Below are 23,849 nucleotides of genomic sequence, written 5' to 3' on the forward strand. Positions count from 1 at the left end.
ACCTGGCAGGCGCGCATAAACGCACAAGGCAGCCGAAGCTCAATACCCGTCAGACAGGTTTCGCAAATCCCCTCTTGCGTAGGAGCCCCGCCCCGGGGCGAAGCTTTTGAGTCTGCGTCGCCCTGGTTCGCGGCGGGGCGCCGCGCCTACGCAAATGGGGGCATGATCAATAAACGAACAAGGCAGCTGAAGCTGCCTTGTCGTCAGTGCCAAACCAGCTATGCGGTCTGCGCCAGCTTGCGACGGCGCTGCAGCAACACCACGAGACCGAACAGCAGGAAGCCCGGAATCCACATCAACTCCTTCATCCAGCGGTCGGTCGGTGCCCGCACGTTGAGGATCTGCTGGTCGAACTCCAGACCGGCATCGGCGGCCAGGCTGCCGAAGGTGACGTTGTCCACCAGCACCTTGTCACCCTCTTCGTAGAGGGCCAGGCCGAGCTTCTGCAAACGCTCCTCTCCGCTGGCACCATCAGGCACCGGCAGCAGCACGGTAAACTCACGCGAGTCGCCCACGGCGTTCTCGCCGAGAATACGTAGACGCAGCGAGCTGCCGTCCTCGACCCCATCGAGCGCTTGCGCCAGCTCGGCCGGCGGCACCTCCTGGTAGGGGTCGTGCAGCATGTCCATCCAGAAGCCGGGGCGGAACAGGGTGAAGGCCACCAGCAGCAGCAAAACGCTTTCGTACCAGCGGCTGCGCACCAGGAAGAAGCCCTGGGTGCCGGCGGCGAAGATCAGCATGGCGATGGTCGCCACGATGAAGATGATCACGCCGTGCCAGAAGTCGACGTCGATCAACAGCAGGTCGGTGTTGAAGATGAACAGGAACGGCAGCGCAGCGGTGCGCAGGCTGTAGAAGAAGGCCACGATACCGGTCTTGATCGGATCGCCCTTGGACACCGCGGCCGCAGCGAACGAGGCCAACCCCACCGGCGGGGTCACGTCGGCCATGATGCCGAAGTAGAAGACGAACAGGTGCACCGCGATCAGCGGCACGATCAAGCCGTTCTGCTGCCCCAGCGCCACCACCACCGGCGCCAGCAGGCTGGACACCACGATGTAGTTGGCGGTGGTCGGCAGGCCCATGCCGAGGATCAGGCTGAACACTGCCACCAGGATCAGCATCAGCAGCAGGTTGCCCATCGACAGCAGTTCGACCAGATCCGCCAGCACCAGACCGACGCCGGTCTGCGACACCGCACCGACGATGATGCCGGCCGCCGCCGTGGCGATACCGATGCCGATCATGTTGCGCGCACCGGCGATCAGGCCTTCACGCAGGTCGATCACGCCATCGATGAAACGGCCATGGTCATGGCTGCCATCGCGACGCATCCAGCTCAGCAGCGGGCGCTGGGTGAGCAGGATAATGATCAGCATCACGCTGCCCCAGAAAGCCGACAGGCCGGGAGACAGGCGCTCGATCATCAGGCACCAGACCAGCACCACCACCGGCAGCAGGAAGTGCAGGCCCGAGAGCAGCACCGCGCGGGTCTGCGGCAGTTCTTCCAGCGGCGCATTGGGGTCTTCCGGCGGCAGTACCGGTACGCTGGCGGCGACTTTCAGCAGCGCCAGGTAGACCACCGCGAGCAGAACACCGATGACCGGCAAGGCATATTCGCCAAGTGCCGGCTTGAGCCAGCCGAGGCCGTAGTAAACCGCCAGCGACAGACCACTGATCAGCGCCGCACCGAAGGCGAAGCCGGTCAGGCGGCGCAGCCAGGGCTTGGGCTGGGCGCTGCCGATAGGCTGCAAGCCGAGCTTGAGCGCCTCGAGGTGAACGATATAGAGCAGCGCGATATAGGAAATCGTCGCCGGTAGGAAGGCATGCTTGATGATCTCCACATACGGCATGCCGATGTATTCGACCATCAGGAAGGCTGCAGCCCCCATCACCGGCGGCATGATCTGGCCGTTGACCGAGGAGGCCACCTCCACCGCACCAGCCTTCTCCGAAGAGAAGCCGGTGCGTTTCATCATCGGAATAGTGAAGGTACCGGTGGTCACCACGTTGGCGATCGACGAACCGGAAATCATCCCGGTCAGGCCCGACGCCAGCACCGCCGCCTTGGCCGGGCCACCACGGAAGTGGCCGAGCAGGCTGAACGCCAGTTGGATGAAGTAATGCCCGGCACCGGCGCGCTCGAGCAACGCGCCGAACAACACGAAGAGGAACACGAAGCTGGTGGACACCCCCAGGGCGATGCCGAATACGCCTTCGGTGGTGATCCACTGGTGGTTGGCCAGGGCATTGAAGCTGACCCCGCGATGCGCCAGCAGGCCCGGCATATAAGGGCCTGCCAGGCTGTAGAGAAGAAACACCAGGGCGATGATCGCCAGAGGTGGGCCAAGCGCACGGCGCGTGGCCTCCAGCAACAGGGGAATACCGATGCAGGCGGTGACCAGGTCACCCGTGGTCAGGCTGCCAGGGCGCAGGGCCAACTGCTGATAGAAGATGAACAGGTAGGCGGCACTGGCCGCGGCGACCAGGCCCAGAGCGATATCCAGCAGCGGCACACGATCACGCGGTGAGCGCTTGAACGCCGGATAGGCGAGGAACGCCAGCAGCAGGGCAAAGGCCAGGTGAATGGCGCGGGTCTGGGTATCGTTGAACACACCAACGCCGAAAATGAATGGCAGCGGCGAAGCGATCCACAGCTGGAACAGCGACCAGAGCAGCGCCAGGCCAGTAATCACCTGGGCCATCAGACCGACGGGCGAACGCGCGCCGACGTCCTGGGCAATCAGTTCTTCGGTGGACAGTTGCTTGTCATGCATGGGGCGAACCTGCATTTGAGTAAACGAAAAACGGCAAAACCCGTAGGCCGCAGCCTACGGGTTTGCTTAACACTAGAGGCGAATCGGGCAATGCGCTCGCTGCGCACCACCCATAAGCCCTGCGACGGGATCGACAGGGCCGAAGGCTTACAGCCAGCCGCGTTCCTTGTAGTAACGCTCGGCGCCCTCGTGCAGCGGGGCAGTCAGACCGGCCTTGATCATGTCGGCTTCCTTCAGGTCAGCGAAGGCCGGGTGCAGACGCTTGAAGCGGTCGATATTCTCGAATACCGACTTGACCAGTTGGTAGACCACTTCCGGATCCGCCTGGGCGCTCGTGGACAGCACGGCCTTGCCACCGATGGACGGCGTCGGCTGATCGTTGCCCTTGTACAGGCCACCCGGGATATCTGCCTTGGTGTAGTAGGTCTTCTCGGCCAGCAGCTTGTCGATCTCGGCGCCGGTCACCGGTACCAGCACCGCGTCAGTGGTGGTGGTGGCTTCCTGGATCGCGCCATTGGGGTGACCGACGAAGTAGGTCATGGCATCGATGTTGTTGTCGCCCAGCGCGCTGGCCTGCTCGGCCGGCTTCAGCTCGGCAGCCAGGGCGAAGGCGGAACGATCCCAGCCTTTGACGGCCATGATTTCTTCCAGGGTGTCACGCTGGCCGGAACCCGGGTTGCCGACGTTGACGCGCTTGCCCTTGAGGTCATCGAAGCTGGCGATGTTGGCATCGCGACGAGCGAGGATGGTGAACACTTCGCTCTGCAGCGAGAACACCGCGCGCAGATCGCTCATTGCACCTTCAGCGGCGAACGGTGCAGCGCCATTCAGCGCCTTGTACTGGTGGTCGGACTGCATGATGCCGAAGTTGAATTCGCCACTGCGAATGCCGTTCACATTGGCCACGCCGCCGCCACTGGCCGGGGCGTTGCACTTGATGCCGTGCTCAGCCGAGCCACGGTTGAGGAAGCGGCAGATGGACTGACCAGCCACGTAATACACGCCGGTCTGACCGCCGGTACCGATGGTGACGAACTTTTCTTCGGCCTGTGCTGTGCCACTCAGGGCAGTACCCGCAAGCGCGGCAGACAGGACCCATGCCAAGGATTTGCCTTTCATGGGATATCTCCTTTCTCTGTTATTGTGAGCGAACGCGCCTTGTGAGCGGCGTCAGGGAGGGAAGTCTAACCGCTTGCGACGAATATGTACGCCTTGTTGACCAACCGGTCGTATCTCATTGTGTTGGAGCACAGGCTATCGTCCAACCCCGGCATTGGGCAGAATCAGCCAATGTCGGACGTCCTTCATGAATCATCGCAGTCCTCGGTCAGCGCCAGTCTGCCCCAGGCTGTGCTGCACGCAGCCAGTCTCCTCGGCCTCGACCGTCAGGCACTGCTCAGCGTCTGTAACCTGACTGACCAGCAACTGGCTGACCCCCTTCAGCGTCCAGCAGACCCTCTGGCACGTGCTGGACTCGCGCCTGCAGCACCCGGAACCCGGCCTGCTGGGTGCAGATGACCATGCCGCTGCTCGACGACTTCCGCCTGCTCGGCGCACAATTTCGTCACGCTGCACCAGCCGGCCTTGCGCCCTGTCAGAACGTGTTCGCCTGCCCACTGCAGTTCGCCAGCGACGACTAGGGTCTGTTGCCGTTTCGACGCGAGCCGCGTTGCTGCGCGAAACGGCAACAGACCCTACGCCAAAGCCCTGCCCCGGCCCCTGGGTCAGGCGCCCCTGATCCAGGCCAACCCGCCGCTGCAGCAACTGCTGCGCCAGCATGCCGAAACCCTGCTCGCCCGCCTACCAGTGTCAGCCTCAGTGCGCGGGTCATCGGCCTGCTCGGCGAGCAACTGGCACACGGCGGCCCCGCCACCTGAGTCCGAGAGCCCGGCATGGCCCCCTTCGCCGCCATGGCCGCCCCGCCTACTACGAGGTGATCTTCACCTCGACGCTGAACGCCGATGATCGGGGCTACGCCGCCATCGCCGCGCGCATGGTCGAACTGGCCGCCGAGCAGCCCGGCTTTCTCGGTCTCGAAGCGGCCCGCGACGGCCTCGGCATCACCGTGTCCTACTGGCGCAACCTGCACGCCATCGCCGCCTGGAAGGCCAACGCCGAACACCGCGAAGCCCAGCGCCTGGGCCACGAGCGCTGGTGCGGCGGCTTTCGCCTGCGCATCGCCAAAGTCGAACGCGACTACGGCATGGACTGACACTGATCAATATTTTCGCGGTGTGCGCGCACTAGCATTAATGGCCATTCGCCATATAACGGCCATCGCCATGCCTCAGACCCATCTGCTGCTCAGCCTGCCGGATACGGAATCGTGCCAACGGGTAACGCATCTGCTGCGCAGCCAGGCTCCGCACTGCCAGATCATCGACAGCCTCGATGATTGTCGTCATCGCCCCCTGTGCCGCTGGTTGCAGTGTTTGCCGGCGCACAGCCTGGGCGAAGTGCAGGCGCGCCTGGACGAGGCCGTGCTTGTGCTGGAACGCAGCCGCCATGCCTTCAAGTCCGCGCAACTGGCCGAGCTGCGCAAACAACTGAGCCGCCTGCTGGAGGAGTTGTCCGAGCCCGACAATTAAGGTAGAACCTAGCCGCAGTAGGTTCCGCTCCCCGAGCGGAGACCGGCTTTGCCGGGCAGGACACAGGACCTGCAAGACAGAGCGCCGTAGGCCGCCATCTTCGAACGAGGGCGACCTACGGCGCTTTTTTTTGCGCCGAAGAAACGCAGGAGGCTGACATGGGTAACGAACAGGAATTCCTAGAACTGCTCCAACACATCGCCCCGGATCCCGAGGAACTGCTCCAGCGCCTGCGCTTTCTCGACTGGGGCCAGGCCGACAATGAGCGCCTGGCGCGCCACACCCAGCGCGTGGAACCCATCACCCAGGCCTTTATCGACGAACTCTACGAACGGCTCGCCGACTATCCCGCCCCAGCGGCCATCCTCGGGAACCCTGCCACCACGGCGCGCCTCAAGCACAGCCAGGCCGACTACTACCGACGCCTGTGGCAGGGCCGCCCGGACCAGGACTACGTGCTCGAACGTCTGCGCATCGGTTGGGTGCACCAGTGTGTCGGCGTCGACCTCAAATGGTACCTGGGCGCCTACCGCCTGTACCTGGACCGAGTGCTCGGCGAACTGCTCGGCGCCTCGCCGGCCGCCGACTGCTTCGCCAGCCTGGTCAAGAAGGTCTTCCTCGATATCGACCTGGCCCTGGAAAGCTATGGAGCGGCCCAGCGCAAGGCCCTGCAGGACAGCGAGGCGCGCTACGCGCGGGCCATGCGCGGGGCCAACGACGGCCTGTGGGAATGGCAGCTGGAACAGGACCAGCTGTACCTCTCCGAACGCTGGACGAGCATGCTCGGCCTCGATCGCGACAGCCTGGCGCCCACCAGCCAGAGCTGGTTCGGCCGCGTGCATGGCGACGACCTGCCCGGCCTGCGCCAGGCCATCGACAATCACCTGCGTGGCCTCAGCCCCAGCCTGCACCACGAATACCGCATCCGCCGCCGCGACGGCAGCTACCTGTGGGTGCTGGTACGCGGCGTGGCGAACACCTGCAGCCGCGGTCTGCGCCGTATCGCCGGCTCGCAGAGCGATATCAGCCAGCGCCGCGCCGCCCAGGAACAGCTGCACCACGCCGCCCGCCACGACCCGCTGACCGGGCTGGCCAATCGCGCCCGCCTCGGCGAGCTGCTGCAACAGGCCGTGCAGCGCCACCAGCGCCCCGGGGCGCGCGAGGCCGCCCTGCTGTTCATCGACCTAGACCGCTTCAAGCTGATCAACGACAGCCTCGGCCATCAGGTCGGCGACCGAGTGCTGGTGGAGGTCGCCGAACGCTTCGCCCACTGCCTGCGTCCCGGCGACCACCTGGCCCGCTTCGGTGGCGACGAGTTCGTCGCCCTGCTCGATGACCTGGCCTGCATGGGCGACGCCGAGCGGGTCGCCCAGCGCATGCTGGACAGCCTGCACCCGCCGCTGCAGCTGCAGGAGCAGACCCTGGCGGTCAGCGCCAGCATCGGCATCGCCGCGCTACAAGAACGCGACCAGACGCTCGACCCGCTGCAGGCCGCCGACCTGGCCCTGTACCGTGCCAAGAGCGCGGGCAAGGCGCAGTTCGCCCGCTACTGCGCCGAGTTGCAGCAGCAGGCGCAGCGCCAGCTGGAACTGCAGAACGCCCTGGCCCAGGCGCTGGTTCGCGACGAACTGCGCCTGGTCTACCAGCCGATCTGCGAGCTCGATCAGGGCCAGGCGGGCCTGATGGGCGTGGAGGCCCTGTTGCGCTGGCGACACGACGGACGCGAGGTGTCGCCGCTGGAGTTCATTCCCTGTCTGGAGGAATCCGGCGAGATTCTCGCCGTCGGCGACTGGGTGTTGCGTCAGGCCTGCAGTCAGGTGCGCGCCTGGCAATTGGCCGGGCAGACACAGCTGCGCTGCTCGGTCAACCTGTCCAGCCGCCAGCTGCAGCAAGGCGATTTCGCCGCCCGGGTCGCCGACGTGCTGCGCGAAACCGGCCTGGCGCCGGCGAGCCTGGTGCTGGAGATCACCGAGAGCCAGCTGATGCAGGACAGCGCGCAGAACCTCGCCTGCCTGCGCGAACTGGCCAGCTTCGGCGTGCAACTGGCCCTCGACGACTTCGGCACCGGCTACTCCTCGCTGGGCTACCTCAAGCGCTTCCCCCTGCACATCATCAAGGTGGACAAGAGCTTCATCGCCGGCACCCCGCAGGACGCCGAGGCGCTGGCCATCAGCCGGGCGATCATCGGCCTCGGCGATAGCCTGGGGCTGACCGTGGTGGCCGAGGGCGTCGAACAGGTGCAGCAGCTCGAGTTCCTCGCCCGGGAAGGTTGCCGCTACGCCCAGGGCTACTGGTTCAGTCCACCACGCGCACCACAAGAACTGCAACGCCTGCTCAGTGGCGAGGACCGCTTCGACGGCCTCTGCTGCCCACTAGACAGCCAGACCGAGGCCCGGGAGGTACAGCCATGAAGCTCAACCTGCCCGTCAGCGGACGCCAGGTGCCGGTGCAGGCGCAGACCAACATCCTCTCCACCACCGACCTCAAGGGCGCGCTGACCTACGTCAACCCGGAGTTCATCGACATCAGCGGCTTCGCCGAGGACGAACTGATCGGCCGCAATCACAACCTGGTGCGCCACCCGGACATGCCGCCGGCCGCCTTCGCCCACCTGTGGCAGACCCTGAAGGCGGGGCGCTCGTGGATGGGGCTGGTGAAGAACCGCTGCAAGAACGGCGACCATTACTGGGTCAGCGCTTACGTCACGCCCATGCGCCAGGACGGGCGCATCGTCGAATACCAGTCGGTGCGCACCGCCGCCAGCGAGGCGCAGATCGCCGCCGCCGAGGCGCTCTATGCCGAGCTGCGCGCCGGCCGCACACCGCGGGCACTGCGCCGGCCACGCCTGAGCCTGAGTCTGCGCCTGGTGCTCAGCGCCATCGTCCTGCCGCCAGCGGCCGCGCTGCTGCTGAGCGCCAGCCTGGGTCTGCCGCCGTTGCCGCTGCTGGCAGGTGCCGGTGCGCTTGGCCTGCTGCTAGGGCTGATCAACCATCTGGCCCTGCGTCCGCTGGAGCGCCTGGCGACCCAGGCTCGCCAGCAGGCCGACAACCCGCTCAGCCAGTGGCTATACACCGGTCGCCGCGACGCCTTCGGCACCATCGCCTTCGCCCTGCACAGCCTGCAGGCCGAAGCCGGCGCCGTGGTCGGGCGTATCGCCGACTCGGCGCGCCAGCTCAGCGGCGAGGCTGGGCAACTGGCCAACGCGGTGGAACATCACAACAGCGCCACCCTGCAACAACGCCAGGAGACCGAGCAGGTCGCCAGCGCCATGGGGCAGATGGCGGTCAGCGTCCAGGAGGTGGCACGCAACGCTCAACTCAGCGCCAGCGCGGCCAGCGCCGCCGACCAGGAAAGCAGCGACGGCCGCCAGTTGGTCGAAAGCACCCGGCAACATATCGCCGCCCTGGCCGAAGAGCTGCAGGCCGGCCACGTTCTGGTGCAACAGCTGGCCGACAGCAGCCGCGATATCGGCCGGGTGCTCACAGTGATCGGCGACATCGCCGAGCGCACCAACCTGCTGGCGCTCAATGCCGCCATCGAAGCCGCGCGCGCCGGCGAAACGGGCCGCGGCTTCGCCGTGGTAGCCGATGAGGTGCGCGCCCTGGCCCAGCGCTCCCAGGCCTCGACCGGCGAGATCGACGCCCTCATCGCCGGCCTGCAGGACACGGTGGCCAGCAGCGTGGCGGCCATGGGCGACAGCCAGCGGCGCGCCCAGGCCATCACCGCCCAGGCGCAACAGGCGGCCCAGGCGCTGGCCGGCATCACCCAGCGCGTCAGCCAGATCAGCGACATGAGCATCCAAATCGCCAGCGCGGTGGAACAGCAGAGCGCCGTCGGCGACGATATCCAGCGTAACCTGCAGGGCATCCGCCAGGCCTGCGAGGGCACCGCCGAAGCCAGCGCCCGCAGCCACTGCAGCGCCGAGCAGTTGGCCGGCCTGGCCGGGCGCCTGCAATTGCTGGCGGAGCAGTTCTGGAGCCAGCGCCAGAGCCGACCGGGGTGAACACCTACACGGCCATCTGCGCGCGCAAGTGTCAGCGCATCACCCACGTCGATGATGACTATGCCTGTGCCTGGCGTGCGCTACCTGAACCCGAGGGGTTAGAGTGACCGGCCATGCAACGAGGAGAATTCCCCAATGAGCCGACTGGCCTCCATCAAACTCTCCACCCTCGACCTGGCGCCGATTCGCGACGATGGCGATGCCGCTCAGGCCCTGCACAATTCGCTGGCGCTGGCCCGACATGTCGAGAGCCTCGGCTTCGAGAGATTCTGGGTGGCCGAGCACCACAACATGGACGGCATCGCCAGCTCCGCCACCTCCGTGCTGATTGGCTATCTGGCCGCCGGCACCTCGAAAATCCGCCTGGGCGCTGGCGGCGTGATGCTGCCCAACCATGCGCCGCTGGTGATTGCCGAACAGTTCGGCACCCTCGCCACGCTCTATCCCGGTCGTATCGATCTGGGCCTGGGCCGCGCGCCCGGCGCCGATCAGTACACCGCCCATGCCCTGCGCCGCAGCCGCGATGGCAGCGCCGACGACTTCCCCAATGATGTCGAAGAACTGCAGGCCTACCTCGGCCCGCGCCAGGAAGGCCAGCGGGTGATCGCCATGCCCGGGGCGGGGACCAATGTGCCGATCTGGCTGCTCGGCTCCAGCCTGTTCAGCGCCCAACTGGCCGGCATGAAAGGTTTGCCTTATGCGTTCGCCTCGCACTTCGCACCGCGCTACATGCACGAGGCGATCCGCATCTACCGCAACCACTTCCGCCCCTCGGCGGTGCTGGACAAGCCTTATGTGATGCTTGGCGTACCGCTGCTGGCAGCCGACAGCGACGAGCAGGCGCAATACCTGGCCACCTCCGCGTTCCAACGCATCCTTGCGTTGATCCGCGGCCAGAGCCTGGTGCAGCGCAAGCCCGTACCGAGCATGGACGGCCTGTGGCTGCCGCACGAGCGTCAGGCCGTGGGCGAGTTCTTCGGCCTGGCCGCCATCGGCGGGCCGCAGACCGTGCGCCAACGCCTGGAACAGTTGCTGGAGCAAACCGAAGCGGACGAACTGATCTTCACCTGCGACATGTACGACTTCGCCGACCGCCTGCACGCCTTCGACATCCTCGCCGAGCTGCAACACGGCTAAGTGCGAACTTGTACGCGTGACTGCCCTCTGAATCAGAACAGGCCGCCAGATCGGTGGCCCCGTTCATACGGTGGAAGCGGCCAAGACCGGCTGCCCGGTATCCAAGGGACTGAACGCCACGATCACCCTGGAAGGCACACTCGAAGCCTGACCTTGCACCCGCGGCGCACCCATTGATCAGCGGGGTGCGCCGTGCGGATCAGCCCTGGCCTAGGGTCTGTTGCCGTTTCGACGCGAGCCGTGCGCGAAACGGCAACAGACCCTAGATGGCCGTCCCGCAACGCAGCACCTCGCCACGCGCCAACACGTTGCGTTGCTCGTCATATAGCCAGGCCTGCGCCTTCATCAGTTGCTGGCGCGCCTCGATGCGATAACGCTGTCCCGCCGCGAAGTCGTCATAACGCAGACGAATCTCGCAGGTCATGCGCAACGGCTCGCTCATCATGCCCAGCCCCCCGCCGCCGCGCACCTCGAACTGAAAGCGCGTTTGCAGCTCGTGCCGGCCGGGCGTCACCTGAAAGTAGCGGCCATCCGGCCAGCGCTTGCCGTCCAGGCGGTCGGCCATCAGCAAGGTATCGGCGCTGGAATACAACTCGACCCAGGCCTGCTGCGGGTCGGGCTTGGGCAGCGGTGAAGCACAGGCCCCGAGCATCATCAGGGCGGGAGCGAGAAACAGGGCGCGCATGGCGACTTCCACGGTAGGGTTCAGACACCAGCCTACATCGGGAGGCTTGCAAAACCGAGGCGAAACGAGCGTATTCACGCACACAGGGCTGGAGACAAGCAACGCGATCAGCTAGCGTGACGGCATGCCCAACGCCTCTTCTAAAGACCTGCTGCGCCGCTGCGCGGTTCCCCTGCTTGCCCTGCTGCTGGGCGGCTGCTCGACCCTCGATTACTACGCCCATCTTGGCCAGGGCCAATGGCAATTGCTGCAGGCGCGCCAGCCAGTCGAACGGCTGCTAAGCAACCCTGCGACAGACCCCGACCTGGCCAGGCGCCTGACGCTGAGCCAGCAAGCGCGGGACTTTGCCAGCGCGCAGCTGCAACTGCCCGAGAACCGCAGCTATCGCCTGTACGCCGACCTGGAGCGTCCCTTCGTGGTGTGGAATGTGTTCGCCACTCCAGAGTTCTCCCTCGACCCCGAGCTGCACTGTTTTCCCATCGCCGGTTGCGTCGCCTACCGCGGCTACTATCAACAGGGCCGAGCCCGCGGTGCTGCCGCGCTGCTGCGCCAGCAGGGCCTGGATACCTACATCGGCGGTGTCGAGGCCTACTCCACCCTGGGCTGGTTCGATGACCCGCTGCTCAACACCATGCTGCGCTGGAGCGACGAGCGTTTCATCGCGGTGATCTTCCACGAGCTGGCGCACCAGCAGTACTACCTGCCCGGCGATACCGCCTTCAACGAGTCCTTCGCCACCTTCGTCGAACGCGAGGGGCTGCGTCAGTGGCACGCGGCCCGTGGTGAAACGCCGCCGGCCAGCGACGAGCGCCAGCGCCAGCAGTTCATCGAACTGGTGCTGGCCAGCCGCGAGCGTTTGCGTCAGCTCTATGCCAGCAATCTGTCAGAAGAAGCCATGCGCGCCGCCAAGCAAACCGAGTTCGAGCGCCTGCGCCGCGACTACCGCGCCTTGCGCCAGCGCGAATGGGGTGGCCAGGGGCGTTATGACGCCTGGATCGAAAGCCCGCTGAACAACGCCAAGCTGCTGCCCTTCGGCCTCTACGACCAATGGGTGCCGGCTTTCGCGGCACTGTTCACGCGTGAGGGCCGGGATTGGCGCGCGTTCTACGCCGCCGTGGCCGCGCTCGGTCGGCTGCCGCAGGCAGATCGTCGGGCCGCGCTGGAAAGCCTGAGGCAAACCAACTAGAACTGCGGGGCAGATTGCCAGTCCAGCCTACTCAGGTTTCGCCCAACACCGGAGGTACAAGCGATGCAACGACTGATTCCCGCCCTGGCCCTGATGCTTCTTGCTGGCGGCGCGCTGGCCGCGCCCAAGCCCTGCGAAGAACTCAAGCAGGAAATCGAAGTGAAGATTCAGGCCAACAACGTGCCCAGCTACACCCTGGAGATCGTGCCCAACGGCGAAGTTCAGGATCAGAGCATGGTCGTCGGCAGCTGCGACGGCGGCACCAAGAAGATCGTCTATCAGCGCAACGGCTGATACACCCCTGTAGGAGCGAGCTTGCTCATGAAGCTTTCGATTTCATTCGCGAGCAGAGCTCGCTCCTACAGTTTTCAGCAGATGAATGCCCGGCGCATTTCCTCCAGCGTCTCGAAATGAAAGTCCGGCGTCTCGCCGAGCAATTCCTCACGACTACCGAAGCCGTAACCGACCGCCACCGCCTGCAAACCATTGCTGCGTGCGCCGATCAGGTCATGCTTGCGGTCGCCGATCATCAGTGCCGAGCCGGGCGCCAGTCGTTCCGAGTCCAGCAGATGCGCCAACAGCTCCACCTTGTTGGTGCGGGTGCCATCCAGTTCACTGCCGTAGATGCGCTTGAAGTAGCGGTCGAAGCCGAAGTGCCGGGCGATTTCCTCGGCGAACACCGTCGGCTTGCTGGTCGCGATATAGAGCGTTCGGCCCTGCGCCACCAGCGCCTCGAGCAGAGTTTCCACGCCGTCGAATACACGATTTTCGTACAGCCCGGTCACTCGGAAGCGCTCGCGGTAGTGATTGACCGCCTGCCAGCCGGTGGCCTCATCCAGCGCGTAGGTGGCCATGAAGCACTGCAACAGGGGCGGGCCGATGAAATGCTCCAGCGCGGCCAGGTCCGGCTCATCGATGCCCAGCTTGGTCAGGGCGTACTGCACCGAACGGGTGATGCCCTCACGCGGGTCGGTCAGGGTGCCGTCGAGGTCGAAGAGAATGGTGGAGTGATGCATGGCGGGCGCCTATTCGCAATCGGAACGGCCGCGAAGGATACCCGCCTTCAGCGCCCACTTCACGCTCAGGCATGCACCCGATAACCCCAGCGCAGCCCCAGCCGAGTGAACGGCCAGAGCAGCGCCAGCTGCAGCAAAGCGAACAGCCCCAGCAACACGAGGCTACCCGCGAAACCGAACCAAAGCGCTGCCAGCACCAGGATCATGCCCAGCATCCCGCTGCAGAACCACAAGGCAAAGGTAATCAGACAGGCCAGCGCCAGCCGACCACCCTTGAACCCCAGCATCTGCGACGGCAACACCGAACGTGCGGCGAAGAAGGCGACCAGCAGGGACAAGCCGGCGCTGACCAGCCCGCTCAACCCCGCCCAGCCGTCGAGCACCTCATTTGCCATACCGCCCATCGACAGGCGTGTCACCAGTGCATTCAACTGTAGGTTGACCACCACCATGCCCAACGCAAAACACCAGGCCAGCGTGGTCGCCGACACCGGCAAGGCAGCCTCTGCCGGCCTGGCCTGGTGGCGAAACAGATGCAGCACCAGCCACAACGTCAACAACGCCTCGACGGTAAAACGCAACAGACCGACCAGCCACCACAACCCAACACTGAGCAGGCCGCCAGCGCCGTAATGATCGAAATGCTCGTAAAGCCCCATGTGCAGGTAGCTCAGGGCATACCCCAGCGCCCAGGACACCAGGAACCAGGCCACGCCATAGGCCAGCATAAGCGACGCGGATTGCGGGTAGTCCGCCAGGCCGTTGCGCTCCAGATAGACCAACGTCAACCAGTAAGCGGCCAACGCCGACAGCAGCAGGTGACTCAGCCAGAACGACACCGATTGACGCAACAAACTGACGTAGTCGACCTCATCGATCCGACCCCAGGTAATCAATGTGATGACAATGCCGATCACCCCGACCGCCAAGGCAACCCAAGCCACGTGGCGCGGCAATGCCGGCCACTCGCCCGGACTGGAATTCACTGCCGCAGCCGGCAAAGGTTCGAAGGGATTGGCTTGGCTCATGAGGTACTCCCTGTCGAGGTCTGAATCCATCGAAACGCGAGAGTACCGCCCCTCCCAGCAGGGCAATAGCTCGAGATGGCAGAACTGTGCGGTATGGCCAGACAACGGTCAGCACCTACAAGGCATGCCCATACCCATTTTTCTACGACGGACAAATCGTCTTTTAAAAATCAATGAGTTGCCGGATGACGAGAAAAAATGGTCAACCACCACCGAATCCCGCCATACCTTGAGCGATGCAAGTTTGCCGGCTATCGCGCCTACCTCACTGCCGAATAGGCAGCTCAGAAAAGTTCCAACCAGGCTTCGACGAGCCTACGACACCTCACTGCCGAATAGGCAGCTCAGAAATGACCAACTCCGTCATCAAAGGCGAACAGCATCCTCACTGCCGAATAGGCAGCTCAGAAAACGTCCCACGCTTTCATCACCAGCTGGGTTTTCCTTCACTGCCGAGTAGGCAGCTCAGAAATGGTCGAATCCGCCCAGCTCTACGCCCCGCCCCTTCACTGCCGAGTAGGCAGCTCAGAAATTCATGTGCGCGGCGCGTGGCTTGATCTTCTCCTTCACTGCCGAGTAGGCAGCTCAGAAAGATCACGGCCAAACGCCCGTCGGCCACCATCAACTTCACTGCCGTGTAGGCAGCTCAGAAATGCACGCAGAGGCCGAGTCGCTGCGGACTGAGCTTCACTGCCGTATAGGCAGCCCGCCACTTGGCAGCCACAAGCAAAAGGGCTTAACTGCCAGCATTGTTTCAGGAGCCCCTCATGGACGACATCAGCCCCTCCGACCTCAAGACCATCCTCCATTCCAAACGCGCCAACCTCTACTACCTGCAGCACTGCCGGGTGCTGGTCAACGGTGGGCGGGTGGAGTACGTGACCGACGCAGGCAAGCAGTCGCTGTACTGGAATATCCCCATCGCCAACACCACCACTATCCTCCTCGGCACCGGCACCTCGATCACCCAGGCGGCGATGCGTGAGCTGGCCAAGGCCGGCGTGCTGGTGGGTTTCTGTGGCGGTGGCGGCACACCGCTGTTCTCGGCCAACGAGATGGACGTGGAGGTCGCCTGGTTCTCGCCGCAGAGCGAGTACCGCCCCACCGAGTACCTGCAGAAGTGGGTAGGGTTCTGGTTCGATGACGGCAAGCGCCTGGAGGCGGCCAAAGCCTTTCAACTGGCGCGCCTGCAACGTATCCGCCAGGGCTGGCTGCATAGCCGGCCCTTGAAGGATGCCGGCTTCCAGGTCGACGCCACTGCCCTGGAAAATGCCCTCGATGCCTCGCAGCGCGCCATCATGGCGGCACCGGATAACACCTTCCTGCTTACTGAAGAGGCCCGCCTGAGCAAGCAACTGTTCGCCCTCGCCGCCCGTGCCGTCAGCTATGGCGACTTCACCCGCGCCAAGCACGGCTCCGGCGGCGACCCGGCCAACCGTTTTCTCGACCACGGTAATTACCTGGCCTACGGCCTGGCCGCCAGCGCCACCTGGGTGCTCGGCATCCCTCATGGCCTGGCCGTGCTGCACGGCAAGACGCGGCGCGGCGGCCTGGTGTTCGACGTGGCCGACCTGGTCAAGGACGCGACCATCCTGCCGCAAGCTTTCGTCAGCGCCGTGCGCGGCGACGAGGAACAGGAGTTTCGCCAGGCCTGCATCGAAAACCTCACCCGTGGCGAGTCACTGGACTTCATGATCGACACCCTCAAGGCCGTGGCCGAGCAGGTTGGCGCATGAATGTGCTGCTGATCGCCCAGTGCGACAAACGCGCCCTGGTGGAGAGCCGGCGCATCCTCGACCAGTTCGCCGAGCGCCGCGGCGAGCGCACCTGGCAAACGCCGATCACCCAGGCCGGGCTGGATACCCTGCGCAAGCTGTTGAAGAAGAGCGCCAGGCGCAATACCGCCGTGGCCTGCCACTGGATCCGCGGCAAGGATCACAGCGAACTGCTGTGGATAGTCGGCGATGCCAGCCGCTTCAACGCTCAGGGCGCGGTGCCGACCAACAGCACCCGCCGCGACGTATTGCGCAAGGATGACGAGAACGACTGGCACAGCGCCGAGGATCTTCACCTGCTCAGCACCCTGGCCGCGCTACTGCATGATCTGGGCAAAGCCAGCCTGGCCTTCCAGAATCGCCTCAAACCTGGCGCGCCCATGGAGCGCAACCTGTATCGCCACGAATGGACATCGCTGCGTCTGTTCCAGGCCTTCGTCGGCAACGACGACGACCCGACCTGGCTGGCGCGCCTGGCCAACCCCAGCGAGCAGGATGACGCCAGCTGGTTGAGCCGCCTGCAACGCGACGGCCTCGACCCCGACTGCGACAAGCCCTTTCGCCACCTACCGCCCCTGGCCGCCGCCCTGGCCTGGCTGGTACTGACCCATCACCGCCTGCCCCTGATGCCCAGCGAGGACACGCGCCTGGGCAGCAAGATCCGCCACTTCCAGCTGGGCATGCTGAAGAACCTGCCAGGAGATATCGACGCCAGCTGGAACGAGCACTGCACCACCCAGGACAGGGCGCAGATCGAACCTTACTGGCACTTCCCCCACGGCCTGCCCGTGACCACCGAGCGCTGGCGCAAACGGGCCAGCAAGCAGGCCCAACGTCTGCTCGCCCTACTGCCACGCCGCCCACAGCGCGACTGGCTAGGCAGCCCCTACCTGATGCACCTGGCACGCCTGAACCTGATGCTCGCCGACCACCACTATTCCAGCCTCACCGGCCCAGGCCGGGTGCAGGGCGAGGCGGGCTATCCGCTGTGGGCCAATACCGAGCGCAAAAGCGGCAAGTTCAACCAGGGCCTCGACGAACATCTGCTGGGGGTCGAGGCCAATGCCGGGCTGATCGGCCATCGCCTGACCGACTTCGAGCGCAGCCTGCCACGCCTGAGCCGGCACAAGGGCTTGAAGAAGCGCAGCGGCAACGAACGCTTTCGTTGGCAGGACAAGGCCTTCGACCTGGCCGCCGGCATGCGCGAACAGGCTGCTCGGCACGGTGCGTTCATCGTCAATATGGCCTCCACCGGTTGCGGCAAGACCCTGGGCAATGCACGCATCATGTATGCCCTGAGCGACCCCGAGCGCGGCATGCGCTGTGCCTTCGCCCTTGGCCTGCGCAGCCTGACCCTGCAAACCGGGCGCGCCTTCCGCCAACGCCTTCGACTGGACGAGGATGACCTGGCCATTCGCGTCGGTGGCGCGGCCAACAGTACCTTGTTCGAGCACCAGCAGGCGCTCGCCGAACGCAGCGGCTCGGCCTCCAGCCAGGCACTGTTCGAAGACGATGGTCATGTACGCTTCGACGGCAATGTGGACGCCCATCCGCTGCTCAACAAGGTGATCCACGAACCCCAGGTGCGCGCCCTGCTGATCGCGCCGGTACTGGTCTGCACCATCGACCACCTGACCCCTGCCACCGAGAGTCAGCGCGGCGGGCGACAGATAGCGCCCATGTTGCGCCTGATGAGCGGCGACCTGGTGCTCGACGAGCCGGACGATTTCGATATCGCCGACCTGCCGGCCCTGGCGCGCCTGGTGCATTGGGCCGGGCTGCTGGGCAGCCGCGTGCTACTGTCCTCGGCCACCCTGCCGCCTGCCCTGATCCAGGGTTTGTTCGAGGCCTATCGCGCCGGGCGTGTCGAGTATCAGCATCATCGTGGCGAACGCCCTGGCGAGCTGTCGGCCATCGCCTGTGCCTGGGTCGATGAACAGCGACAAAGCCGCCTGGACTGTAGCGACAGCGCCAGTTTCAGCGCCGCCCACCTGGACTTCGCCCAACGCCGCCACGCCTGGCTCGCGACGCAGCCCACGCGCCGCCAGGCGCAACTGCTGCCGCTGCGCTTTGCCAGCCAGCGCCCGGAGGAGATTCGCCAGGCTTTCGCCGAGCAGATACTGACCGCCGCCCGCAGCCTGCACGACACCAACGCCACAACCGACCCGCACAGCGGCAAGCGCGTAAGCTTCGGCATGGTACGCATGGCCAATATCGAGCCCCTGTTCGATGTGGCCCTGGCGTTGTTCCGTCTGGGTGCGGCCGCCGGCACGCGGATTCACCTGTGCGTCTACCACTCGCAATTTCCTTTGCTGCTGCGCTCGGCCATCGAGAGTCGGCTGGATGCCACCCTCAAACGTGAGCAGCCCGATGCGGTATTCGCACTGCCGGAGATTCGCCAACGCCTGGAGCGCTTCGACGAGCCGGAGCAGCTGTTTATCGTGCTCGGCTCGCCGGTCACCGAAGTGGGCCGCGACCATGATTACGACTGGGCACTGGTCGAACCCTCCTCCATGCGCTCGCTGATCCAGTTGGCCGGGCGCGTGCGGCGCCATCGCCCCGAGCCCTGGAGCACAACCAATGTGCAGATATTCGACAGCAACCTGCGCCATGCCGAACGGCGCGACCAGCCAGCTTTCTGCAAACCCGGTTTCGAGACGGAACACCCCTGGCGGCTGAACAGCCATCGTCTGGACAGGCTGCTGGAAGCCGAGCAATACCAACGGATCGACGCCCGCCCGCGCATTCTCGAACGCCCCGCGCCACTGGATGCCAAGGGCAACCTGGTCGATCTGGAACACGCGCGCCTGCAAGGCTGGATGCTGCAACCCGCCGCACCCGATCCGGCCACGCTGTCAGAGCGCGAACGGCGGCGGCAAAGCAGCCAGCCGCGTGAAATGAATGCCCATGACGGCTGGAGCCAGCCGCTGTTGCACCTCACGGCCCTGGCCCAGCAGCAACAACCCTTTCGCCTCGACACCCAGCCAAAGGTCGAGCTGATCTTGCTGCCGGACGAAGACGATGAGGATTACCAGCTACACCGCATCGACCCCGGCCAGCGCCGCTACGAGCAAATCTACGTGCCGGTGGAAAACAGCCTGCACCAGCGCATCGCCGACAGCGAACTGGCCGGACCGCGCATCAGCCCCTGGGGTGCTACCGACTACCTCCAGGCCTTGTCTGAACTGGCACAGGAGCTGGACATGAGTCTGGAGGGCTGCGCCAAGCGCCTCGGCACCGTCAGTCTGCCCGAGAGCGAGCGCGGCTGGCGCTTTCACCCCGCGCTGGGCTTTGCCAAACGCAGGTGAGATTCCCCTACACCCTGCGCGGCGTGTAGCAGGGCTACAGCATCGCGGCTAAAGCCCCTCCCACAGCATTGAAGACCTGTGGGAGGGGCTTTAGCCGCGACTCCGTTGGGTAGGAACCGTGATGTCAGCAGCTAACTATCAATCCGAAAATCCCCATGCAGCGCCCGCCAGTGCTCACGCAATACGGCCTTGTGCGCCTCATGCATGGGGCTATCGCGCAGGGCTGCCGGCCATAGCGCGCGAGCCTTATCGATGGCGGCCTTGAGGTTGTAGAGAATCGGCGACTCCGGCAGGTCCGCGCGCCTGGCCCAGCGCCGGAAGTGCTCGAGCGATACCTCATACCACTGCTTGGTCTGCGCCATGTTCAGCGCGTAGTGCTGCTCGGCAGGGATATAGGCCTTGGTGAAGAGGATGTCGTAGGCCGGCGACAGCACCGGGTTCACGCCATCGGGATAGAGAATGCTCCAGTTCTTCAGATGCGCATCGCCGTTGCCCAACAGGATGTTGACCAGCAAGCGCACAGCCATCTGCACCACGTCACGCTGGCCGCTGTAGGTGTTCTGATAGATCAGCCGGGCGATCTGTTCGTAACTGGCCCTCTGGTACTTGTCCGCCGCATAGGCGAACAGCACCTGGGCGAAGTCCTCGGCATGCACGCGCTTGCCCTCGGCCCGGTCGAAGCGGCGGATGCCATAGGCATAGCCTTCATCCGGCAGCTTGATCTGCGGCAGACGCTCGAGCTTGTCGAGTTCTACCAGACGGATTTCCGGTATATCCACGCCGGCCAGTGCCGCAAGGTGCATGCAGGTATATTCGTTGAGCGGTACATGATCATGCACCGTGGAGGGCGTCTTGATGATCCAGTCACCGGGCGCCGCCGTATCCCCCAATTGGTAACGGCCATCGCGCTGGTGCATGGAAAACTTCATCTGCACCCCGGCCAGGGAAAAATGCGCCACCCGGTCCACGGTATCTACCGCCACTCGGTCGAGCCGCCCACGGTCACCAAAAGCCGCATCCGGGATAGCCTCGGCAGCAACCGGCTCGGCGATTAGCGCACCGGGCAGGTCGCCGCCCAGGTGTACCAACAGCGGGAACTCGTTGTGCTCATGGACCTTCAAGCGCTGGGCCAGCAGTTGGCGCAGCGCGCCTTCGGGCAGCAGGTTGCTCAGCAGCGGGTGCAACTGCATATTGGTCACCACCGGGAAACTCTTGCCAGCACGGGTCGCGAAAGTGGCCGGGTTGGCCAGTGACAGGGTCAGCGCGGGGCGGTTGGCATCCTCAACAAACGACGGCGCCAGCGACAACACCGTGCGGTTATGTGCATAGCCGGCCACGTAACCCACCAACTGCCCATGCAGCGTCAACCTGAGTGCCGAAACCTGCTCGCCGGCCATCAGTCGTCACCCAGGTCTTGCCAGGGGTCTTCGATAGTTTCCTTGACGCCCGCACCAGGCGCAGACGATGGCGAGCGATCCACGGCGTAGTTCTGTTGCGCCCTGGCGGGGCCGGCCTCCAGCAGTTGCTCGACCTGACGTGCCAGCTCCTTGGGGATCAGCATCAGCGTGGCGTCCAGGCCTTCGGCGATCTTGTCCAGGGTAGCCAGGCTGGGGTTACCGTCTTTCTCGATCTTGCCGTACTGCTGGCGATTCAACCCCACCCGCAACGGCATATCCGTACCTTTCAGGCCAAGCTGCAGGCGTCGACGTTTGATCTGGGTCAGCACTGTACTGCGCATGGGCTACCTCACTCGCTCTATCCAGAGTGCAGCAGATAAGGCTCTATTGGATATGAAGAGCCTTTGATGCTGCAAATAAATCTACTTGAAGCTTATGAGCTTCACTAGTATTTATTTGCAGTATAAATGCTGCTTTTAAAGCTAATGTAGCATAAAAGGCTCAATGCTCTGGATCAGACGGGCAGTCAAGATTAGTGGCAAAACAATGCTACTTTTTGTGTTGCCTCCCAGCATAAGGATTTGTCGCTATGCACAGCCCTTCCCCTGGCCGACGACAGGCCATCCGCAGCCTGATCGAGCGCTTTATCGCCGAGCGTCTGACCACCAAGCTCGAAGGCCTGGCCGATGATGACCCCAAGCGCGCCACCCTGCTTGCCCAATACGCCCCGGACGTATGGCTGGAAGATGCCGCTCGCCGCGCCGGGCAGATCCAGGCGGTGACGCATACGCTCAAAGCCATTCACCCGGACGCCAAGGGCACCAACCTATATTGTTTGCCGAACAGCTTGCCGCAACATGCGCTGGTCGGCAGCCATTGCCTGGGCGACGACTTTGCCGGCGATGTGGTGGGCAATGCCGCCGCGCTGGATGTCTACAAGCTGCTCAAGCTGGAGCACGACGGCCAGACACTGCTCGACCTGCTGCTGGCCGCAGATGCCGATGCCATTGCCGCGCTGCATACAGATGACGAGCAGGCCCGGAGTCTGGCCGCAGCCTTTACCGGCATCACCCGCGCGCGCGACGGCCTGGCCTCCCACACCTACGGCAAGCAGCTGTACTGGCTGGTCGGCGATGATCCGCGCAACGATGAGCACTACCATCTGCTCGCCCCGCTGTATGCCAGCTCGCTGGCGCATCGGGTGTATCAGGAGATCCAGGCCGACCGCTTCGGCGAGCCGGCCAAGGAAGCGCGCCAGGCACGACGCGACAAGCAGTTTCACCCTGGCGTGATCCACGAATACCCCGACCTGGCCGTGCAGAAGCTCGGCGGCACCAAACCGCAGAACATCTCCCAGCTCAACAGCGAACGGCGTGGCGACAACTACCTGCTCGCCTCCCTGCCGCCAAGCTGGCAGCCGCGCGATGTGCGCCTGCCGATCCGTACCCGTGACGGTTCGATTTTCCCCGCTTTCGGCCAGCGCCCGGCAGTGGCCGAACTGGTGCGCACCCTGCGCGACTTTCTGCTCAGCGGCCCACCAGCGAACGTGCACACCCGCAACAGCCGCGATGAACTGCTCACCGAGCTGATCGACGAATTGCTGTTGTACGCCGTCGAGCTTTGGGCCTTCGAGCCCGGCTGGTCGGCCAAGCCCGAGTGCAACCTCAACCGCGCCGAGCAGCTGTGGCTGGATTTCCGCCGCGCCGAGCACGACGCCATCTTCGCCAGCGAATGGCGACGCATGGAGTGGCTCACGGAAATTCGCGAGCGCTTCGCCAACTGGCTCAATGCGCGGCTGGTCAGCAAGCTTTCGGTCGGTGATGTGGAAAACAGCTACTGGGCCAAACAGGCCGGCAGCAATGCCCTGTGGCTCGACCTCGACTGGCTGAACCGGGCCTGGGTCGAACAATTCGAGCGCGAGCAACGCGACCTGGAGGCCGAACATGAGTGAGCTGCCCACCTCCAACGGCCTGCTGATCGTCCCCCACCTGCGGGTGCAGAACGCCAACGCCATTTCCAGCCCGCTGACCTGGGGCTTCCCCGCCATCAGCGCCTTTATCGGCCTGATGCAGGCCGTCGAACGCAAGCTCGAGGGTCGCTTCGCTCTGATGTTCGACAGCGTCGGGGTGGTCTGCCATAGCCATGACACCCAGGTCACCGGGGGCTATCAACGCGCCTTCCGCCTGACCCGCAACCCGGTCAACGAGCGCGGTGAAACCGCCGCCATCGTCGAAGAGGGGCGCATCCACCTGGATATCACGCTGATCTTCGGCGTCAGCGGCTATAGCGAAGACGGCCAGCCAGACCCGGTGCAGGGCGACTGGCAAAAGCGCCGCACGATCGCCGCTGAAATCGCAAATCTGCTGGGCAGCATGCGTATCGCCGGCGGTAGCGTGTTCCTCGATCCGCAACACCAGCCGGTACTGGAGCCATTGGCACAAGGCGAGGAGCGCAGCAAGCAGTTCCGCCGCCTGCGTCGCCGCTGGCTGCCGGGCTTCGCCCTGGTCAGTCGCGACGACCTGCTGCAAAACCACCTGCAGCAACTGCGTGGCGAGAACGCCAGCGCCGATCTGCTCGATGGCTGGCTCGACCTTTCACGCCTGAACCTGCGCGCCCAGGAAGCCCGCCCGGCCAGCGAAAGCCAGCCTGCCAAAGTCGAGTGGCGCGCCCAGCGCGTAATGCCCAACGGCTGGCTGGTGCCGATCCCGGTCGGCTATGGCGCCCTCGGCCCAATGCAAGCCGCCGGCAGCGTGGCCAACGCGCGGGACGGACAAACCCCGCTGCGTTTCGTTGAAAGCCTCTACTCCATCGGCCAATGGCTCAGCCCGCACCGGCTGCGCGATGTCGATGACCTGCTCTGGTACGCCAGCGCCGATCCCCAGGCCGGCCTGTACCGCTGCCACAACCTCTACAGCCAAACCCTCTGCACTGATGACATGGAGTGACCAT

At 64.8% G+C, this 23,849-nt stretch carries 19 protein-coding genes and 1 CRISPR repeat array; of the genes, 12 read left to right on the plus strand and 7 right to left on the minus strand.

All coding sequences use genetic code 11. The features are described from left to right. Window positions 1-218: 218 nt before the first annotated feature. Together PSOLE_RS02085 and PSOLE_RS02090 are read right to left on the minus strand one after the other, a co-directional pair. Entirely contained in the window at window positions 219-2,777 is a 2,559-nt protein-coding gene (locus PSOLE_RS02085) for a TRAP transporter permease (RefSeq protein WP_074855836.1), read from the minus strand. Window positions 2,778-2,924: 147 nt separating this feature from the next. Beyond that, window positions 2,925-3,896: a TAXI family TRAP transporter solute-binding subunit gene (locus PSOLE_RS02090; RefSeq protein ID WP_004425336.1), complete on the minus strand. Its 972-nt coding sequence runs from the start codon at window positions 3,894-3,896 to the stop codon at window positions 2,925-2,927. 395 nt (window positions 3,897-4,291) lie between these two features. On the opposite strand from PSOLE_RS02090, the gene PSOLE_RS24895 reads away from it, so the two are divergent. The 6 genes from PSOLE_RS24895 to PSOLE_RS02120 all read left to right on the plus strand — a co-directional run bounded on the left by PSOLE_RS24895 (window position 4,292) and on the right by PSOLE_RS02120 (window position 10,505). Continuing rightward, window positions 4,292-4,417 (plus strand): hypothetical protein, encoded by a 126-nt coding sequence (locus PSOLE_RS24895; RefSeq protein WP_255312126.1) that lies wholly within the window; start codon window positions 4,292-4,294, stop codon window positions 4,415-4,417. A gap of 293 nt (window positions 4,418-4,710) precedes the next feature. Beyond that, window positions 4,711-4,989: an antibiotic biosynthesis monooxygenase family protein gene (locus PSOLE_RS02100; RefSeq protein ID WP_244597230.1), complete on the plus strand. Its 279-nt coding sequence runs from the start codon at window positions 4,711-4,713 to the stop codon at window positions 4,987-4,989. A 70-nt stretch (window positions 4,990-5,059) separates the two neighbouring features. After that, window positions 5,060-5,365, plus strand: a complete 306-nt coding sequence (locus PSOLE_RS02105; protein ID WP_039965426.1) for a hypothetical protein — start codon at window positions 5,060-5,062, stop codon at window positions 5,363-5,365. A 158-nt stretch (window positions 5,366-5,523) separates the two neighbouring features. Beyond that, window positions 5,524-7,776, plus strand: a complete 2,253-nt coding sequence (locus PSOLE_RS02110) for a putative bifunctional diguanylate cyclase/phosphodiesterase (protein WP_074855834.1) — start codon at window positions 5,524-5,526, stop codon at window positions 7,774-7,776. Next, window positions 7,773-9,368 carry a methyl-accepting chemotaxis protein gene (locus tag PSOLE_RS02115; RefSeq protein WP_074855832.1) on the plus strand — a complete coding sequence of 532 codons (1,596 nt, stop codon included), beginning with the start codon at window positions 7,773-7,775 and terminating at the stop codon, window positions 9,366-9,368. Before PSOLE_RS02110 ends, PSOLE_RS02115 begins: the two co-directional genes overlap by 4 nt. 135 nt (window positions 9,369-9,503) lie before the next feature. Next, complete coding sequence (locus tag PSOLE_RS02120; protein ID WP_074855831.1) at window positions 9,504-10,505, plus strand: LLM class flavin-dependent oxidoreductase; 1,002 nt, start codon at window positions 9,504-9,506, stop codon at window positions 10,503-10,505. Window positions 10,506-10,767: 262 nt separating this feature from the next. Here PSOLE_RS02120 and PSOLE_RS02125 read toward each other — a convergent pair whose 3' ends face one another. Further along, on the minus strand, window positions 10,768-11,190 hold the full coding sequence (locus PSOLE_RS02125) for a PA0061/PA0062 family lipoprotein (RefSeq protein ID WP_004425353.1): 423 nt from the start codon (window positions 11,188-11,190) through the stop codon (window positions 10,768-10,770). A 124-nt stretch (window positions 11,191-11,314) separates the two neighbouring features. On the opposite strand from PSOLE_RS02125, the gene PSOLE_RS02130 reads away from it, so the two are divergent. Continuing rightward, on the plus strand, window positions 11,315-12,376 hold the full coding sequence (locus tag PSOLE_RS02130; RefSeq protein ID WP_074855829.1) for an aminopeptidase: 1,062 nt from the start codon (window positions 11,315-11,317) through the stop codon (window positions 12,374-12,376). A 63-nt stretch (window positions 12,377-12,439) separates the two neighbouring features. After that, entirely contained in the window at window positions 12,440-12,670 is a 231-nt protein-coding gene (locus PSOLE_RS02135; RefSeq protein ID WP_074855826.1) for a DUF1161 domain-containing protein, read from the plus strand. A gap of 74 nt (window positions 12,671-12,744) precedes the next feature. Here the strand turns inward: PSOLE_RS02135 and PSOLE_RS02140 are convergent, their stop codons facing one another. Both PSOLE_RS02140 and PSOLE_RS02145 read right to left on the minus strand, forming a co-directional pair. Beyond that, window positions 12,745-13,392, minus strand: a complete 648-nt coding sequence (locus PSOLE_RS02140) for an HAD family hydrolase (protein WP_004425362.1) — start codon at window positions 13,390-13,392, stop codon at window positions 12,745-12,747. Window positions 13,393-13,457: 65 nt separating this feature from the next. Then, entirely contained in the window at window positions 13,458-14,420 is a 963-nt protein-coding gene (locus PSOLE_RS02145) for a hypothetical protein (RefSeq protein ID WP_074855824.1), read from the minus strand. 263 nt (window positions 14,421-14,683) lie between these two features. Continuing rightward, window positions 14,684-15,073: direct repeats of the CRISPR family, unit length 28 nt; unit sequence CCTCACTGCCGAATAGGCAGCTCAGAAA. 114 nt (window positions 15,074-15,187) lie between these two features. Between PSOLE_RS02145 and cas1f the strand changes: the two genes are divergently transcribed. Continuing rightward, window positions 15,188-16,156, plus strand: coding sequence for a type I-F CRISPR-associated endonuclease Cas1f (cas1f, locus tag PSOLE_RS02150; protein WP_004425364.1), 969 nt, complete (start codon window positions 15,188-15,190; stop codon window positions 16,154-16,156). Further along, window positions 16,153-19,503 (plus strand): type I-F CRISPR-associated helicase Cas3f, encoded by a 3,351-nt coding sequence (gene cas3f / locus PSOLE_RS02155; protein ID WP_074855819.1) that lies wholly within the window; start codon window positions 16,153-16,155, stop codon window positions 19,501-19,503. Before cas1f ends, cas3f begins: the two co-directional genes overlap by 4 nt. Window positions 19,504-19,634: 131 nt before the next feature. Here cas3f and PSOLE_RS02160 read toward each other — a convergent pair whose 3' ends face one another. Next, window positions 19,635-20,900, minus strand: a complete 1,266-nt coding sequence (locus tag PSOLE_RS02160; protein ID WP_074855817.1) for a type II toxin-antitoxin system HipA family toxin — start codon at window positions 20,898-20,900, stop codon at window positions 19,635-19,637. Next, window positions 20,900-21,241 (minus strand): helix-turn-helix transcriptional regulator, encoded by a 342-nt coding sequence (locus tag PSOLE_RS02165; protein WP_004425370.1) that lies wholly within the window; start codon window positions 21,239-21,241, stop codon window positions 20,900-20,902. The genes PSOLE_RS02160 and PSOLE_RS02165 overlap by 1 nt, the downstream gene beginning before the upstream one ends. Window positions 21,242-21,489: 248 nt before the next feature. Here PSOLE_RS02165 and csy1 point away from each other — a divergent pair, with 248 nt between their 5' ends. After that, the gene (gene csy1 / locus PSOLE_RS02170) at window positions 21,490-22,851 is read left to right on the plus strand and encodes a type I-F CRISPR-associated protein Csy1 (protein WP_074855815.1); all 1,362 of its coding nucleotides are present in this window, start codon (window positions 21,490-21,492) and stop codon (window positions 22,849-22,851) included. Then, window positions 22,844-23,845 carry a type I-F CRISPR-associated protein Csy2 gene (csy2, locus tag PSOLE_RS02175; protein ID WP_003464680.1) on the plus strand — a complete coding sequence of 334 codons (1,002 nt, stop codon included), beginning with the start codon at window positions 22,844-22,846 and terminating at the stop codon, window positions 23,843-23,845. Before csy1 ends, csy2 begins: the two co-directional genes overlap by 8 nt. Window positions 23,846-23,849 lie beyond the last annotated feature (4 nt).

This window comes from Pseudomonas oleovorans subsp. oleovorans (assembly GCF_002197815.1).
GTDB lineage: Bacteria > Pseudomonadota > Gammaproteobacteria > Pseudomonadales > Pseudomonadaceae > Aquipseudomonas > Aquipseudomonas oleovorans.